Origin of the sequence: Streptomyces sp. NPDC057623, assembly GCF_042800355.1 — a bacterium.
Lineage (GTDB): Bacteria > Actinomycetota > Actinomycetes > Streptomycetales > Streptomycetaceae > Streptomyces.
On the sequence record NZ_JBHVGZ010000058.1, the window covers coordinates 25,947 to 41,345 of the forward strand.

Annotated in this window: 17 protein-coding genes and 1 pseudogene; 15 read left to right on the plus strand and 3 right to left on the minus strand. The window is 70.8% G+C overall.

All coding sequences use genetic code 11. From position 1 onward, the window contains the following. Positions 1-70: 70 nt before the first annotated feature. The 10 genes from ald to ACFU95_RS38375 all read left to right on the plus strand — a co-directional run bounded on the left by ald (position 71) and on the right by ACFU95_RS38375 (position 9,442). Positions 71-1,195: an alanine dehydrogenase gene (gene ald / locus ACFU95_RS38330; protein WP_383838174.1), complete on the plus strand. Its 1,125-nt coding sequence runs from the start codon at positions 71-73 to the stop codon at positions 1,193-1,195. 399 nt (positions 1,196-1,594) lie between these two features. Further along, a complete protein-coding gene (locus ACFU95_RS38335; protein WP_078916304.1) occupies positions 1,595-2,731 on the plus strand; it encodes a ParA family protein in 1,137 nt (378 codons plus the stop codon). Further along, complete coding sequence (locus ACFU95_RS38340) at positions 2,716-3,333, plus strand: hypothetical protein (RefSeq protein ID WP_383838178.1); 618 nt, start codon at positions 2,716-2,718, stop codon at positions 3,331-3,333. The genes ACFU95_RS38335 and ACFU95_RS38340 overlap by 16 nt, the downstream gene beginning before the upstream one ends. An 18-nt stretch (positions 3,334-3,351) precedes the next feature. Further along, positions 3,352-4,425 carry a segregation/condensation protein A gene (locus ACFU95_RS38345; protein ID WP_383838181.1) on the plus strand — a complete coding sequence of 358 codons (1,074 nt, stop codon included), beginning with the start codon at positions 3,352-3,354 and terminating at the stop codon, positions 4,423-4,425. After that, positions 4,422-5,105: an SMC-Scp complex subunit ScpB gene (gene scpB, locus ACFU95_RS38350; protein ID WP_383838184.1), complete on the plus strand. Its 684-nt coding sequence runs from the start codon at positions 4,422-4,424 to the stop codon at positions 5,103-5,105. Before ACFU95_RS38345 ends, scpB begins: the two co-directional genes overlap by 4 nt. Beyond that, positions 5,105-6,226: a pseudouridine synthase gene (locus ACFU95_RS38355; RefSeq protein ID WP_383838187.1), complete on the plus strand. Its 1,122-nt coding sequence runs from the start codon at positions 5,105-5,107 to the stop codon at positions 6,224-6,226. Before scpB ends, ACFU95_RS38355 begins: the two co-directional genes overlap by 1 nt. 419 nt (positions 6,227-6,645) lie before the next feature. Continuing rightward, on the plus strand, positions 6,646-6,873 hold the full coding sequence (locus ACFU95_RS38360) for a hypothetical protein (RefSeq protein WP_383838190.1): 228 nt from the start codon (positions 6,646-6,648) through the stop codon (positions 6,871-6,873). An 80-nt stretch (positions 6,874-6,953) separates the two neighbouring features. Then, positions 6,954-7,670, plus strand: a complete 717-nt coding sequence (locus tag ACFU95_RS38365; protein WP_383838281.1) for an NUDIX domain-containing protein — start codon at positions 6,954-6,956, stop codon at positions 7,668-7,670. Further along, the gene (locus tag ACFU95_RS38370; protein WP_383838193.1) at positions 7,667-8,689 is read left to right on the plus strand and encodes an ADP-ribosylglycohydrolase family protein; all 1,023 of its coding nucleotides are present in this window, start codon (positions 7,667-7,669) and stop codon (positions 8,687-8,689) included. Before ACFU95_RS38365 ends, ACFU95_RS38370 begins: the two co-directional genes overlap by 4 nt. Positions 8,690-8,692: 3 nt before the next feature. Next, entirely contained in the window at positions 8,693-9,442 is a 750-nt protein-coding gene (locus ACFU95_RS38375; RefSeq protein WP_383838196.1) for a DNA polymerase beta superfamily protein, read from the plus strand. Here the strand turns inward: ACFU95_RS38375 and ACFU95_RS38380 are convergent. From ACFU95_RS38380 to ACFU95_RS38390, 3 genes and pseudogenes are all read right to left on the minus strand, one after another. Continuing rightward, positions 9,368-10,111: a DNA polymerase beta superfamily protein gene (locus tag ACFU95_RS38380; RefSeq protein WP_383838199.1), complete on the minus strand. Its 744-nt coding sequence runs from the start codon at positions 10,109-10,111 to the stop codon at positions 9,368-9,370. The two genes, ACFU95_RS38375 and ACFU95_RS38380, sit on opposite strands and share 75 nt — an antisense overlap. A gap of 22 nt (positions 10,112-10,133) precedes the next feature. Continuing rightward, entirely contained in the window at positions 10,134-10,580 is a 447-nt protein-coding gene (locus ACFU95_RS38385) for a Rieske (2Fe-2S) protein (protein ID WP_383838202.1), read from the minus strand. Then, positions 10,577-10,791, minus strand: a pseudogene (locus ACFU95_RS38390) (DUF6529 family protein). Before ACFU95_RS38390 ends, ACFU95_RS38385 begins: the two are co-directional and overlap by 4 nt. A gap of 128 nt (positions 10,792-10,919) precedes the next feature. Between ACFU95_RS38390 and aroH the strand changes: the two are divergent. The 5 genes from aroH (at position 10,920) to der (ending at position 15,382) form a co-directional block, all read left to right on the plus strand. After that, complete coding sequence (gene aroH / locus ACFU95_RS38395; protein WP_030050930.1) at positions 10,920-11,288, plus strand: chorismate mutase; 369 nt, start codon at positions 10,920-10,922, stop codon at positions 11,286-11,288. Further along, complete coding sequence (locus tag ACFU95_RS38400; protein WP_383838204.1) at positions 11,285-12,370, plus strand: prephenate dehydrogenase; 1,086 nt, start codon at positions 11,285-11,287, stop codon at positions 12,368-12,370. Before aroH ends, ACFU95_RS38400 begins: the two co-directional genes overlap by 4 nt. Before the next feature lie 117 nt (positions 12,371-12,487). Continuing rightward, positions 12,488-13,174: a (d)CMP kinase gene (cmk, locus tag ACFU95_RS38405; RefSeq protein WP_383838207.1), complete on the plus strand. Its 687-nt coding sequence runs from the start codon at positions 12,488-12,490 to the stop codon at positions 13,172-13,174. Positions 13,175-13,236: 62 nt separating this feature from the next. Further along, a complete protein-coding gene (locus ACFU95_RS38410) occupies positions 13,237-13,824 on the plus strand; it encodes a lysophospholipid acyltransferase family protein (RefSeq protein WP_383838284.1) in 588 nt (195 codons plus the stop codon). Positions 13,825-13,903: 79 nt separating this feature from the next. Continuing rightward, a complete protein-coding gene (gene der, locus ACFU95_RS38415; protein ID WP_383838210.1) occupies positions 13,904-15,382 on the plus strand; it encodes a ribosome biogenesis GTPase Der in 1,479 nt (492 codons plus the stop codon). Positions 15,383-15,399 lie beyond the last annotated feature (17 nt).

Here is a 15,399-nt window from a genome sequence, read left to right on the forward strand (position 1 = left end):
GTGTACCCCGGTGTGCCCCCGCATGCCTGGGTATGTCTTGTAATGCCCCACACCCTCTGAGCCAAGGACCGTGATCGACGTGAAGGTCGGCATCCCCCGCGAGGTCAAGAACAACGAGTTCCGGGTGGCCATCACCCCCGCAGGCGTGCACGAGCTGGTGCGCCACGGCCACCAGGTCGTCATCGAGCAGGGCGCCGGTGTCGGCTCGTCGATCCCGGACAGCGAGTACGTCGCCGCAGGCGCCCGGATCCTGGCGACCGCCGACGAGGTGTGGGCCGTGGCCGACCTGCTGCTGAAGGTCAAGGAGCCCATCGCCGAGGAGTACCACCGCCTCCGCAAGGACCAGACGCTCTTCACCTACCTGCACCTGGCCGCCTCCAAGGAGTGCACGGACGCCCTCGTGGAGTCCGGCACCACGGCGATCGCCTACGAGACGGTCGAGCTGCCCTCCCGGGCCCTGCCGCTGCTCGCCCCCATGTCCGAGGTGGCCGGCCGGCTCGCCCCGCAGGTCGGCGCCTACCACCTGATGCGCGCCAACGGCGGCCGCGGAGTGCTGCCGGGCGGCGTCCCGGGTGTGCTGGCCGGCCGGGCCGTCGTGATCGGCGGTGGCGTCTCCGGCTGGAACGCCGCGCAGATCGCCATCGGCATGGGCTTCCACGTGACCCTGCTCGACAAGGACATCAACAAGCTCAAGGAGGCGGACAAGGTCTTCGGCACGAAGATCCAGACCGTCGTCTCCAACGCCCTCGAACTGGAGAAGGCCTGCCTCGAGGCCGACCTCGTCATCGGTGCGGTCCTCATCCCGGGCGCCAAGGCCCCGAAGCTCGTCACCAACGAGCTGGTCTCCCGGATGAAGGCGGGAAGTGTCCTTGTCGACATCGCGATCGACCAGGGCGGTTGCTTCGAGGACTCGCGTCCCACCACGCACGCCGAGCCGACCTTCCCGGTCCACGACTCGGTCTTCTACTGCGTCGCCAACATGCCGGGCGCGGTACCCAACACCTCCACCTACGCGCTGACCAACGCCACGCTGCCGTACATCCTCGAACTCGCCAACAAGGGCTGGGCGGAGGCGCTGCGCCGCGACGCCGCGCTGGCCAAGGGCCTCAACACGCATGACGGCAAGGTGGTTTACCGGGAGGTCGCGGAGGCGCACGGCCTGGAGCACGTGGAGCTCGAAACGCTGCTCGGCTGAGCCGATCGGTTAAGTCACTATCTGGTAAAGGCGATACGTCAACACGAGTCGTCAACCGCACGCACCCGGCCGGACCTTGCCCGAAAAGGTCCGGCCGGATGTGTGTATGGTCACTTTGCGACTCTCGGTCAACTCGCCTCGAACGCAACCCTTCGCCCGATTCGCACACCCGTGAAACCTGCCGTGCGACGGCCGTACGCCCTTGACAGCGGGATGTTTCATTGTCGACACATCTGCTCGGTCCGGCGGATTGTGTTGCTGCGGACCACCGACACGCCATAGAGTCGCCGACTGTCGGCATGGTGCCACGCTGACCTGTCTAGAAGTTTCCTGGTCACCAAGGAGGTAAGACGACTTGTGAATGAGTCGACATTTTCTCCCGGGGGTGGTCAACCAGGAATGCCGGTACGGGGCCAGGGTCCCGCGGGATTCGAGGCTGTCGGCTCCGTTGCGGTGCGCACCTTCGCAGCCCACCAGAGTCACCAGATCTCAGGGTTGACTCAGACAGCACACCAGAGCATGGATGGCCATCACGTGAACGCCATGGCCGGCGACGGAAGTGGCGCGCCCCACAACCAATTCGCCGACTACGACGAACTGCCCGACGGGCACTTCTACGACCCCGACGCGGAGTACGAGCCCGACCCCGAGTACGCGGCCACCCTCGCGCCCGACGCTGCCCGCCAGCGCCGCGAGCGCATCGGCCCGACCGGGCGTCCGCTGCCGTACTTCCCGATCCCGGGTCCGCTGACCGACCACGGCCCCGCGAAGATCATCGCGATGTGCAACCAGAAGGGCGGCGTCGGCAAGACGACGTCGACCATCAACCTGGGTGCGGCACTCGCGGAATACGGACGCCGGGTCCTGCTCGTCGACTTCGACCCCCAGGGCGCGCTCTCGGTCGGACTCGGCGTCAATCCGATGGAGCTCGACCTCACGGTCTACAACCTGCTCATGGAGCGGGGCATGTCGGCCGACGAGGTGCTCCTGAAGACGGCGGTCCCCAACATGGACCTGCTCCCGAGCAACATCGACCTGTCCGCCGCCGAGGTCCAGCTGGTGAGCGAGGTCGCGCGCGAGTCGACGCTCCAGCGCGCCCTGAAGCCGCTGCTGCCCGACTACGACTTCATCGTCATCGACTGTCAGCCCTCGCTGGGTCTGCTCACGGTGAACGCGCTGACGGCCGCCCACAAGGTGATCGTGCCCCTGGAGTGCGAGTTCTTCGCCCTCCGAGGCGTGGCGCTGCTGACCGAGACCATCGAGAAGGTCCAGGAGCGGCTCAACCCCGAGCTGGAGCTCGACGGGATCCTGGCCACGATGTACGACTCGCGCACCGTGCACAGTCGCGAGGTGCTCGCGCGCGTCGTCGAGGCCTTCGACGATCACGTCTACCACACGGTCATCGGGCGCACGGTCCGCTTCCCGGAGACCACGGTCGCCGGTGAGCCGATCACCACGTACGCGTCCAACTCCGTCGGTGCCGCCGCCTATCGCCAGCTCGCCAGGGAGGTGCTCGCCCGGTGTCACGCCGAGTGAGTCTGCCGGGGGCCGACGAACTGTTCCGTACGACAGGGGGTATGGCGCTCCAGCCGTCCACTCCCCGGCGCCCCGCCAACGGCGAGGCCCGGGTGCCGGCTCCCGCGGGGGAGAGCGATGCCGCTGCCGCCGCGGAGGACGCGCCGCAGTCGGTGCCCGTGCAGGGCGGTGACGGCGACGGCGCGGAACATGTGGCGGCCGACGCGGAGTCGGTCGACGCCGGTGAGTCGCGCAGCCGGAGCGCGGCCACGGAGCGCTCCGGGCGGCGTCAGGGGGCGCAGGAAGGTTCTGCCGCCCCCGCGGGGGCGGGTGCCCCCGGCGGTTCCGCCGGCTCCGGTGCCGCCGCGGCTGCGCCGCGCAAGCGCGGGCGGTCCGCCTCGCGTCGGCCCAGTGGTCGCGAACGGCACGACGAGAAGATCACCGTGTACGTCTCCGCCGAGGAGCTCATGGATCTGGAGCACGCTCGTCTGGTGCTCCGCGGTGAGCACGGGCTGGCCGTCGACCGCGGGCGGATTGTCCGCGAGGCGGTGGCCGTGGTCCTCGCGGATCTGGAGAGCCGGGGAGACGCCAGCATCCTCGTACGACGACTTCGCGGGCGGTAGCGGTAGCCTGCGGGGGCCATGACCTCGAACGACGTTCCCGCCTCGGCCTCCGGCGCAGCAGCCGGCCGACGGCGTGCGCTGGGGCGGGGCCCGGGGGCGGCACCGCCGGCTCCACCGGCTGAGCCGGGCGAGCCTCCCGCGGAGAGCTCGACGGTGGTCGACGCCGAGCCGGAGCACGAGCCGCCGGTCGCCGAACCGGCACAACTCCCGGAGCCGGATCCCGGACCGCCGTCGGCCGCCCCTGAGCCTCCACAAGTCGGCGCCGACGCCCAGGAACCCGACGACGGTGTCTTCAAGGTCCGCCTCTCCAACTTCGAGGGCCCCTTCGACCTCCTCCTCCAGCTGATCTCCAAGCACAAGCTCGACGTCACCGAAGTCGCTCTGTCCAAGGTGACCGACGAGTTCATGGCACACATCCGGGCGATGGGGTCCGACTGGGACCTGGACGAGACGACCGAGTTCCTCGTGGTCGCGGCCACCTTGCTCGACCTGAAGGCGGCCCGGCTGCTGCCCGCCGCCGAGGTGGAGGACGAGGGCGACCTCGCGCTGCTGGAGGCGAGGGACCTGCTGTTCGCGCGGCTGCTGCAGTACCGGGCGTACAAACAGATCGCCGATATCTTCAGCCGGCGGCTCGACGACGAGGCCCGGCGGTATCCGCGGACCGTCGGGCTGGAGCCGCACCACGCCGAGCTGTTGCCCGAAGTCGTCATCAGCATCGGGGCGGAAGGATTCGCCAAGCTCGCCGTCAAGGCGATGCAGCCCAGGCCCAAGCCGCAGGTCTACGTCGACCACATCCACGCGCCGCTGGTCAGCGTGCAGGAGCAGGCCGGGATCGTCGTCGCGCGGCTCAAGGAACTCGGCGAGGCCAGCTTCCGGGCGCTCATCGAGGACACCGACGACACCCTCACCGTCGTAGCGCGATTCCTGGCACTTCTGGAGCTGTACCGGGAGAAGGCCGTGGCCCTCGACCAGGAGACCGCGCTCGGGGAGCTCGTCGTGCGCTGGACCGGCGGCGACGGGGAAGAGGCGCCCACGGTGACCGACGAGTTCGACCGGCCGCCCGAGCTGCCCAAGGAGGAGAAGAAGGCGTGAGTGAGGAGATCACCGGGCTTCCGGTCGGGCTGCGCGGCGTCGCCGACCTCGACCTCAAGCCCGCCCTGGAGGCGATGCTCATGGTCGTGGACGAGCCCGCGACCGAGGAGCGTCTCGCGAAGCTTCTGGAGCGGCCGCGCCGGCAGATCGCCGACGCCCTGCGGGAGCTGGCCGACGACTACGTCACGCAGGGGCGCGGCTTCGAGCTGCGGTTCGTCGCGGGCGGCTGGCGTTTCTACACCCGCCCCGAGTACGCGGCCGCCGTGGAGCGGCTGGTGCTGGACGGGCAGACCGCCCGGCTCACCCAGGCCGCACTGGAGACGCTCGCGGTCGTCGCCTACCGCCAGCCGGTCAGCCGCAGCCGGGTCTCGGCCGTGCGCGGAGTGAACTGCGACGGGGTCATGCGCACCCTCCTCCAGCGCGGGCTGGTCGAGGAGGCGGGCACGGAACCCGAAACAGGTGCGATCCTGTACAGGACGACGAACTACTTCCTGGAGCGGATGGGCCTGCGCGGCCTGGACGAGCTCCCGGAGCTCGCGCCCTTCCTCCCGGAGGCTGAGGCGATCGAGGCCGAGACCCAGGAAGGAGTGCCGTCGTTCGACCCGGACGCTCCAGATGACGGTCCGGGCACCTCGGTGAGCCGGGGTACCGACGACGTAGACGACCAGACGGAACTTTGATGCGAAGCAGCAGCGGCAGGAACAGCAGCGGAAACAACGGCGGGAGCCGTGGTGGCAACAGCGGCGGCCGCGGCGGGAGCAGCGGTGGCCGCGGTAATCCCCGTGGCGCCGGTGGCAACCGCGACGACAAGCAGGGCGGCCGGCCGAAGAAGCCGCGCCCGGAGGAGCGGCGCTACGACGTGGGCCCCGGGGCCTCCCAGGAAGGGCCGAAGACGGGGCGCGGCGCGTCCGCGCGCGGTGGCGCCAAGGGCGGGCCCCGGCAGGGCCAGGGCACCGGGCGCGGCCGTTCGGTCCCGGCGACCTCGCGTGAGTACGACGCGCGCGCCGAGGAGCGCAACCGGGAGCGGTACGCGGGCAAGAAGGACGTCAAGCTGCCCAAGACCTTCCCGGGTGCCGAGCAGGAGGGCGAGCGGCTTCAGAAGATCCTCGCCCGCGCCGGTTACGGCTCGCGGCGTGCCTGTGAGGAGCTCATCGAGCAGGCGCGGGTCGAGGTCAACGGCGAGATCGTGCTGGAGCAGGGCAAGCGGGTCGACCCGGAGAAGGACGAGGTCAGGGTCGACGGGCTGACGGTCGCCACGCAGTCGTACCAGTTCTTCTCGTTGAACAAGCCGGCCGGTGTCGTGTCGACGATGGAGGACAACGAGGGCCGGCAGTGCCTCGGTGACTACGTGACCAACCGCGAGACGCGGCTGTTCCACGTCGGGCGGCTCGACACCGAGACCGAGGGCGTCATCCTGCTCACCAACCACGGCGAGCTGGCCCACCGGCTGACCCACCCCAAGTACGGCGTGAAGAAGGTCTATCTCGCGCACATCGTGGGCCCGATCCCGCGCGACCTGGGCAAGCAGCTCAAGGACGGCATCCAGCTGGAGGACGGGTACGCGCGCGCGGACCACTTCCGGGTCGTCGAGCAGACCGGCAAGAACTACCTCGTCGAGGTGACCCTGCACGAGGGGCGCAAGCACATCGTGCGCCGGATGCTGGCGGAGGCCGGCTTCCCGGTCGACAAGCTGGTGCGCGTCGCCTTCGGGCCGATCACCCTCGGCGACCAGAAGTCGGGCTGGCTGCGGCGGCTGTCGAACACCGAGGTCGGCATGCTGATGCAGGAAGTCGATCTGTAGTCCGTACGCGTGCGCACAGGCCGGTTCCGGGTGGTGTCCCGGGACCGGCCGATGTGTTTTCGCCTCTCCGCCGGTCGTTGTCCGTGACGGAGGGAGCGGGCATGAGGACGACCACGACGGAACGCGGGGAGCGCGTACGCCCCACCAGCCCTCAGGAGCCTCGTACGGCGTCTGAGGGGCCGGTGAGGGCCTTGTGGGGTCTGTCATGAACTCCGGCGAGCTGCTGGAGCGTTCACTCGCCTACGCGCTCGGCAGCGTCGCTGGTGTGCAGGCCGGGAGCCTGAGGCGCGGGACGCCGTGTGCCGAGTGGGATCCGGGGGAGCTGCTCGGGCACCTCGACGACTCGTTGGACGCCTTGTACGAGGGCCTGACCGGCGGTCGGATCGGGCCGTATCCCACCGCGCACGCGCGCGGCAGCCGTGGGCGCCGTCGAGATCGCCGTGCACGGGTGGGACGTCGCCCAGGCCGGCGGTAGGCCGCGAACCATCCCGGTCGCCCTCGCGGCCGACCTGCTGGCCGTCGGCCGCCGCGTGGTCGCGGAGGAGGACCGGGGGGTGCGGTTCGCCGCGCCGGTCGAGGTGCCGGCACGCGCGCGTGCCGATGTCCTGCTGCTGGCCTTCCTGGGCCGTCGCGAGTCCTTTGCCTGACCGGGGTTGTGCCGTTACCCCCGCCCTCTTTATAGTCGTGGTGACTATAAAGGCTGTCGAGGGGGTGGGTTCGCATGGACATGGAGTACGACAAGTACGCGCACGAACCCTTCGCCGTCACCGCCGACCTCGCCGTCCTCACCCTCCGCGACGGCGCCCTGCACGTCCTGCTCGTGGAACGCGGGCAGGAGCCGTACCAGGGCCACTGGGCGCTGCCCGGCGGTTTCGTGCAGCCCGACGAGTCGGCGGAGACGGCGGCCCGGCGTGAACTCGCCGAGGAGACCGGCCTGTCGGACGTATCCGGGCTGCACCTGGAGCAGCTGCGGACCTACAGCGAGCCCGACCGCGACCCCCGGATGCGGGTCGTGACGGTCGCCTTCGCCGCGCTGCTGCCCCATCCGCCCGAACCGCACGGCGGCAGCGACGCGGCACAGGCGCGCTGGGTGCCGTACGACACGGCGCGCCCCCTCGCCTTCGACCACGACCGGATCCTGGCCGACGCCCATGACCGCGTCGGCGCCAAGCTCGAGTACACCTGTCTCGCCACCGCCTTCTGCCCGCCCGAGTTCACGCTCGGCGAGCTGCAACAGGTGTACGAGACGGTGTGGGGCACCGCCCTCGACCGGCCCAACTTCCGCCGCAAGGTCCTCGCCACGCCGGGCTTCGTCGAAGCCGTGCCCGGCGCCGCCCGGCTCACCGGCGGCCGCGGCAAACCGGCCGCGCTGTACCGCGCCGGCACCGCCGCCACCCTCCACCCGCCCCTGTTCCGGCCGACCTCGGAAGGACGCCCCACATGACCACGACCACCGTCCGCAAGCGCGCCGCCACCGGCTCCCTGCTCGGCCTCGCCCTCGGGGACGCGCTCGGCTTCCCGACCGAGTTCAACGACGTCCCCTCGATCCTCGCCAAGTGCGGACCGTGGGCCGAGATGGACCTGCCGACCCCGGCGATCGTCACCGACGACACGCAGATGACGCTGGCGCTGGGGAAGGGGCTGCGGACGGCGATGGACCGAGGGGTGCTCGGGCCGAAGCGGCTGGAGCGGCCGGTGCGGGAGGAGTTCGTCGACTGGTACCAGTCACCGGAGAACAACCGCGCTCCGGGCCGGACCTGCCTCGTCGCCTGCAATCTGCTGAAGGACGAGAGCAGGCCCTGGCAGGACGCCAGCCAGATCGGCTCCAAGGGCTGCGGTGCCAACATGCGCGTGGCGCCGCTCGGGCTCATCCCCGGCCTCAGCGACGAACAGCGGGCGGGCGCCGCCCAGTTGCAGTCCGCCCTCACCCACGGGCATCCGACGGCGCTCGCCGCGTCCGACCTGACCGCGCACGCCGTACGCCTGCTCGCGCAGGGCGCCGAGCCGACCGGACTGGTCGGGCTGCTGCGGTCGTACGCCCACGAGAACCGCAGCCGGTACCACGAGCGCTGGCTCGGCGATCTGTGGACGCGCAGCCAGGACCCGACGCCCGAGCACTTCATCGCGCGCGGCTGGGACGAGTGCCTGGGGATCCTGGACCGCCTTCAGGAGGCCGTACGGACCGTCTCGCCCGAGACCGACCCCTGCCTGGCCACGGGCGAGGGCTGGATCGCCGAAGAGGCCATGGCCACCGGGCTGCTCTGCTTCCTGTGGTTCGTCGACGAGCCGTTGACGGCCCTGCGCCGGGCCGCCTGTACGTCCGGTGACTCCGACTCGATCGCATGCCTGGCCGGCGCGTTCGCCGGCGCCTACCTGGGCGCCGACGCGTGGCCGACACAGTGGGCGGACCGGATCGAGTACCGGGGGGATCTGCTGACCCTCGGAGCGCTCTGGGACGCTTGACGGATGATCGACGCCCTGGACATCGACCTCGCCCCCGTCATCGCCGAGCAGCCCGACCCGGTGCTGTTCGCGACGGTCTCCGGCGCGCATCTGTACGGCTTCCCGTCGCGTGACTCGGACGTGGACCTGCGGGGCGTGCACCTGCTGCCGACCGCCGACCTCGTCGGGCTGCGGGAGCCGGACGAGACGCGGTCGCGGATGTGGGTGCGCGACGGCGTCGAGATGGACCTGGTCACGCACGACCTGCGCAAGTTCGTGCGGCTGATGCTGCGCCGCAACGGCTACGTCCTGGAGCAGCTGCTCTCGCCGCTCGTCGTGCACACCACGGACGCCCACCGGGAGCTGTTCGAGCTCGCGCCCGGCGTCCTGACCAGCCATCACGCCCATCACTACCGCGGGTTCGCGAACACGCAGTGGCGGCTGTTCGAGAAGACCGGGGAACTCAAGCCGCTGCTCTACACCTTCCGTGTCCTGCTCACCGGCATCCACCTGATGCGCAGTGGCGAGGTGCAGCCGCATCTGCCGACGCTGATCGGGGAAGGCGACGCCCCCGGCTACGTGCCGGAGCTGATCACCGCCAAGGCCGAGCAGGAGCACGGAGCCGCCGACGTCGACCACGCGCGCGTGGTGGCCGACGTGGAGCGGCTGCACGGCGTGCTGGACGAGGCGCAGGCCGCCTCAGCGCTGCCGGATGCGCCGACCGTCCACGACGCCCTGCACGCCTTCGTCGTACGGCTCCGGCTGGAGCGCTGACGCGCGGCGGACGCCGATCAGGAAGTCCTCCACCCGGCGGCGGTCCGGCTCGGCCGGGAGCGGGCTGCGACGGGCGGCCTCCTCCGCCTCCCGTGCCAGACGGCTCATCCGCGATTCCACCTCCGGCCAGGGGACCTCACCGCGCTTGACCTCCAGCAGCGGTGCGCGCCGGTCGCCGACGTCGATCGTCAGGTGACCGGTGCGCAGCAGGTCACGGGCGCTCGTCAGGAGGCGGAGCAGGTGCATGGCGTGCTTCCAGCGCGGGGCCCCGTGCGTGCGGACGTCCGCCTCCAGCTTCTTGCGCTGGCCCAGCGCGTAGCGCGTGAACGTCTCCAGGGCCTTGCGGGACAGGAACGCCTCGCGCAGGGCGAGGAGCTCGCGGCCGGTGTCGTCGACGTACTCCACGAGCGGGGAGTGAAGGCACTCCAGGATGTTCGGGTTGGCGCGCAGGGCCAGCTCGCAGAAGCGTTCCAGCTCCCAGCTGAACTGCTCCTCCAGCGGGCCGTCGACATGGGTCGGCGGCTTGTCGAAGCGCCAGAAGAGGGGTGTGGGAGCGAGGAACACGCCCCGGCGGTCGGTGTCGCTGCCGTCCGTGGCCAGACCGAAGGCGCGCGAGCCCATCACACAGGCGTAGATCGTGTGGTCGCGGACCAGGGTCTCGGGGCGCATGCCCGGGAGCGTACGCGGCGGATCACACCAGGCGGATCGAATTTCCGTCCACGGTGATCTTCTTCTCCGGCAGCGGCCTGGTCGCCGGAGGGTGGGCCACCGAGCCGTCCGTGATCTTGAACTTGCTGCCGTGGCAGGGGCAGTTGATCGTCCCGTCCGCCACGGTGCCGACCGTGCACTGCTGATGCGTGCAGATGGCGGAGAAGGCCTTGAACTGGCCCTGCTCGGGCTGGGTCACCACGACCTCGTCGGCCTTGAAGATCGTGCCGCCGCCCACCGGGATCTCGGACGTGGTGGCCAGCTCCTTGCCTTCCTGGCCGGTCTGGCCGTCCTGGTCGTCCTGACCGGGGGAGGTGGTGGAGGTCGAGTCGCCGTTGTCGTCGGAACCGCCACAGCCGGCGACGAGCGCGGTCGCGCCCGTCGCGCCCGTCGCGATGAGGATCGTGCGCCGCGTCGGACGGTAGGTCATGTCGTCACTCCGAAGGTGCGGAAGAACCAGAGGGCGGATGTGAGCCGGATGGACGTGAGAGCGGTGCGGGCCGACCCGCCGACGATGGGCGGCAGCCGACCGGGAGTCGCCCCGAGCGGATCAACAGCATCTTTGCACTGAAAGCGGCAAAGAAGAAGTAACTCAGGGCAGGGTGTAGAGAAAGGTGCATTTCGTACGTCTGGTGGCCCATGGTCCAGAGGCAGCGCACCGCCACCGGCACGGTCGTCTCAGCGGGCGGGCGCGATGCGTCCGCCGTACCAGGGCTGACTAGGCTGGACAGTCGAAGAGCCGATCCGTACAGGAGCAAGGAGCAGCGCCGTGGCGGTACGAGCGGTCCGGGGGGCCGTCCAGCTGGAGCGGGACGAAGCCGGCCACATGGACGAGCAGGTCGGGGCCCTGCTCACCGCGATCCTGGAGCGGAACGACCTCGCCGCGGACGACCTGATCAGCATCTGGTTCACGGCCACGCCCGACCTGCACTGCGACTTCCCCGCGGCCGCCGCCCGCAAGCTCGGCGACGGCTTCGCCGACGTCCCGCTGATCTGCGCCCAGGAGCTGGACATCGAGGGCGCCATGCCCCGTGTCGTACGCGTCCTCGCGCACATCGAGTCCGACAAGCCCCGCGCCGACATCGCCCACGTCTACCTCGGCGCCGCGGCCGCCCTGCGCAAGGACATCGCCCAGTGAGAACCGCACTCGTCATCGGCACCGGCCTCATCGGTACGTCCGCCGCCCTGGCGCTGGCCGGCCGGGGGGTGGCCGTCCACCTCGCCGACCACGACCCCGAGCAGGCCCGTACGGCGGCAGCGCTCGGCGCCGGCACCGACGAGGCGCCCGAGGGGCCCGTGGACCTCGCGATCGTCGCCGCCCCGCCCGCGCACGTGGCCGGGGTGCTCGCGGGCGCCATACGCCGGGGCGTGGCCCGCGGCTACCTCGACGTGGCCAGCGTCAAGGGCGGGCCGCGCCGTGAGCTGGAGGCGCTCGGGATCGACCTGTCGTCGTACATCGGTACGCATCCCATGTCGGGCCGGGAGAAGTCCGGGCCGCTGGCCGCGACCGGCGACCTCTTCGAGGGCCGCCCCTGGGTGCTGACGCCTACCCGCGACACCGACACCGAGGTGCTGAACCTCGCCCTCGAGCTGGTCTCGCACTGCCGCGCGGTGCCGGTGGTGATGGACGCCGACGCCCACGACCGGGCGGTCGCGCTCGTGTCCCACATGCCGCATCTGATGTCCAGCATGGTCGCCGCGCGGCTGGAGAACGCCGAGGAGTCGGCCGTACGACTGTCCGGCCAGGGCATTCGCGATGTGACGCGGATCGCGGCCTCCGATCCCGGGATGTGGATCGACATCCTCTCCGCGAACCCGGGGCCCGTCGCCGACCTGCTCACGGACGTCGCCGCCGATCTGGAGGAGGCGGTGCGGGCGCTGCGGGCGTTGCAGTCGTCCGACGAGGACAAGCGGCTGGAGGGCACGGCCGGTATCGAGGGCGTGCTGCGGCGGGGGAACGCCGGGCAGGACCGGGTTCCCGGCAAGCACGGGGCGGCTCCCCGGATCTACGAGGTCGTGGCCGTCCTGATCGACGACCAGCCGGGGCAGCTGGCGCGGATCTTCGCGGACGCGGGGCGGGCCGGGGTCAACATCGAGGACGTGCGGATCGAGCACGCGACGGGGCAGCAGGCCGGTCTGGTCCAGCTGATGGTGGAGCCGAAGACGGCGCCGGTGCTCAGCGCGGCCTTGCGGGAGCGGGGCTGGGCGATCCGGCAGTAGGTCCGGCGCCGGTCAGCGGCCGCGCGGCCGGACGAGTGACGCGCACCCAGTAACCTTGTGCGGGGCGCCCTCGCGTCCCCACACTCCCGCCACACCGCATCTGGAAGGTGTCCCCCCGTGGAAAACGGTGCCGCCAAGCCCGTGATTGTCGCCATCGACGGCCCCTCCGGCACGGGCAAGTCGAGCACGTCGAAGGCCGTTGCCGCGCAGCTCGGGTTGAGCTACCTCGACACCGGTGCCCAGTACCGGGCGATCACCTGGTGGATGGTGGCCAACGAGATCGACATCGAGGACCCCTCCGCGATCGCGGCCGTGGCCGGCAAGCCCGAGATCGTCTCCGGCACCGAGCCGGGCAACCCGACGATCACCGTCGACGGCACCGACGTCGCCGGCCCGATCCGCACCCAGGAGGTCACCTCCAAGGTCAGCGCGGTGAGTGCCGTACCGGAGGTGCGGGCGCGGATCACCGAGCTGCAGCGCTCCCTGGCCAGGTCCGCGGAGATCGGCATCGTCGTCGAGGGCCGTGACATCGGTACGACCGTGCTGCCCGACGCCGACCTGAAGATCTTCCTCACCGCCTCCCCGGAGGCCCGCGCGGCCCGCCGCAGCGGCGAGCTGAAGGGCGCCGACGTCAACGCGACCCGGGAGGCGCTGATCAAGCGGGACGCGGCCGACTCAAGCCGCAAGACCTCGCCGCTCGCCAAGGCGGACGACGCGGTCGAGGTGGACACCACCGAGCTCACGCTGTCGCAGGTCATCGAGTGCGTCGTCACGCTCGTCGAGGAGAAGCGGGCCGCGAGGTGAACCGTCCGTCCGTGTCTTCGGAGCGGGGTGCCGAGGTCGGGCGGCGCATCGGCGTCGGCCTGATGTACGGGCTGTTCAAGCCGCGCGTGCTCGGCGCCTGGAAGGTGCCCGCGACCGGTCCGGTGATCTTCGCCGTCAACCACTCGCACAACGTCGACGGCCCGATGGTCATGGGTGTGGCGCCCCGGCCGACGCACTTCCTGATCAAGAAAGAGGCGTTCATCGGGCCGCTGGACCCGTTCCTGACCGGGATCGGCCAGCTGAAGGTGGACCGCGAGACCACCGACCGTACGGCGATCACGCAGGCCCTCGACGTCCTGTCGGCCGGCGGGGTCCTCGGTATCTTCCCCGAGGGCACTCGCGGCGAGGGCGACTTCGCCTCGCTGCGCGCCGGGCTCGCCTACTTCGCGGTACGCGGCGGGGCGCCGATCGTCCCGATCGCCGTGCTGGGAAGCTCCGACCGGCCGGGGCGGTTGATAAAGGGGCTGCCTCCGCTGCGCAGCCGTATCGACGTCGTCTTCGGCGACCCCTTCGAGGCGGGCGACGGCAGCGGACGACGTACGCGCAAGGCGCTGGACGAGGCGACCGAGCGCATCCAGAAGCAGCTCACCGCGCACCTGGAAAACGCAAGGCGACTGACCGGTCGCTAGGCGACACTGAGTAGTGGATCAGCCGGGAGAAACCGGACGGTCCACCGATCACCACGATGAACGACGAGGTACGGACTTCATGAACGACCACATCCACTCCGAGGGCTCGCGCGAAGAGCACGACCACGGAGAGCTTGGCGACGCCGAGTACGCGGAGTTCATGGAGCTCGCCGCGGAAGAGGGCTTCGACCTGGAGGACGTCGAGGGTGCCATCGAGGCGGCCGGGCACGGGCCGTTGCCGGTCCTCGCCGTCGTCGGGCGGCCGAATGTCGGCAAGTCGACTCTTGTCAACCGCATCATCGGGCGCCGCGAGGCGGTCGTCGAGGACAAGCCCGGCGTCACCCGCGACCGCGTGACCTACGAGGCCGAGTGGGCCGGCCGCCGCTTCAAGGTCGTCGACACCGGCGGCTGGGAGCAGGACGTCCTCGGCATCGACGCCTCCGTGGCCGCGCAGGCCGAGTACGCCATCGAGGCCGCCGACGCCGTCGTGTTCGTCGTCGACGCCAAGGTGGGTGCCACCGACACCGACGAGGCCGTCGTACGGCTGCTGCGCAAGGCCGGCAAACCCGTGGTGCTGTGCGCCAACAAGGTCGACGGCCCCAGCGGTGAGGCGGACGCCACCTACCTGTGGTCCCTCGGTCTCGGTGAGCCGCACCCCGTGTCCGCCCTGCACGGCCGTGGCACCGGCGACATGCTGGACTCCGTCCTGGAGGCGCTGCCGGACGCTCCGCGCGAGTCGTTCGGCGGGGGCGGCATCGGCGGCCCGCGCCGCATCGCCCTGATCGGCCGTCCGAACGTCGGCAAGTCCTCCCTGCTGAACAAGGTGGCGGGCGAGGAGCGCGTCGTCGTCAACGAGATGGCCGGCACCACCCGTGACCCGGTCGACGAGCTCATCGAACTGGGCGGCGTGACCTGGAAGTTCGTCGACACGGCGGGCATCCGCAAGCGCGTCCACCTCCAGCAGGGCGCCGACTACTACGCCTCGCTGCGCACCGCGGCCGCCGTCGAGAAGGCCGAGGTGGCGGTCATCCTGATCGACGCCTCCGAGTCCATCTCGGTGCAGGACCAGCGCATCGTCACCATGGCGGTCGAGGCAGGCCGTGCGATGGTCATCGCCTACAACAAGTGGGACACCCTCGACGAGGAGCGCCGCTACTACCTGGAGCGGGAGATCGAGACCGAGTTCGGTCAGGTCGCCTGGGCGCCGCGGGTCAACGTCTCCGCGTACACCGGCCGGCACATGGAGAAGCTGGTCCCCGCGATCGAGACCGCGCTGGCCGGCTGGGAGACCCGCGTTCCGACGGGCCGCCTCAACGCCTTCCTCGGCGAGCTGGTCGCCGCCCACCCGCACCCGATCCGGGGCGGCAAGCAGCCGCGCATCCTCTTCGGCACCCAGGCCGGCACCAAGCCCCCGCGGTTCGTGCTCTTCGCCTCCGGCTTCATCGAGGCGGGCTACCGCCGCTTCATCGAACGCCGACTGCGCGAGGAGTTCGGCTTCGAGGGAACGCCGATCCATCTCTCGGTGCGGGTGCGCGAGAAGCGCGGCAAGAAGAAGTAGCCGCCGCAGGACGCGGC

Excerpts from the sequence above, each read along its gene's own strand:
- der (WP_383838210.1), top strand. The coding sequence starts at position 13,904 with ATGAACGACCACATCCACTCCGAGGGCTCGCGCGAAGAGCACGACCAC.
- ACFU95_RS38355 (WP_383838187.1), top strand. The coding sequence starts at position 5,105 with ATGCGAAGCAGCAGCGGCAGGAACAGCAGCGGAAACAACGGCGGGAGC.
- ACFU95_RS38410 (WP_383838284.1), top strand. The coding sequence starts at position 13,237 with ATGTACGGGCTGTTCAAGCCGCGCGTGCTCGGCGCCTGGAAGGTGCCC.
- ACFU95_RS38365 (WP_383838281.1), top strand. The coding sequence starts at position 6,954 with ATGGAGTACGACAAGTACGCGCACGAACCCTTCGCCGTCACCGCCGAC.
- ACFU95_RS38345 (WP_383838181.1), top strand. The coding sequence starts at position 3,352 with ATGACCTCGAACGACGTTCCCGCCTCGGCCTCCGGCGCAGCAGCCGGC.
- ACFU95_RS38385 (WP_383838202.1), bottom strand. The coding sequence starts at position 10,580 with ATGACCTACCGTCCGACGCGGCGCACGATCCTCATCGCGACGGGCGCG.
- ACFU95_RS38370 (WP_383838193.1), top strand. The coding sequence starts at position 7,667 with ATGACCACGACCACCGTCCGCAAGCGCGCCGCCACCGGCTCCCTGCTC.
- ACFU95_RS38335 (WP_078916304.1), top strand. The coding sequence starts at position 1,595 with ATGCCGGTACGGGGCCAGGGTCCCGCGGGATTCGAGGCTGTCGGCTCC.
- ACFU95_RS38380 (WP_383838199.1), bottom strand. The coding sequence starts at position 10,111 with ATGCGCCCCGAGACCCTGGTCCGCGACCACACGATCTACGCCTGTGTG.
- ACFU95_RS38375 (WP_383838196.1), top strand. The coding sequence starts at position 8,693 with ATGATCGACGCCCTGGACATCGACCTCGCCCCCGTCATCGCCGAGCAG.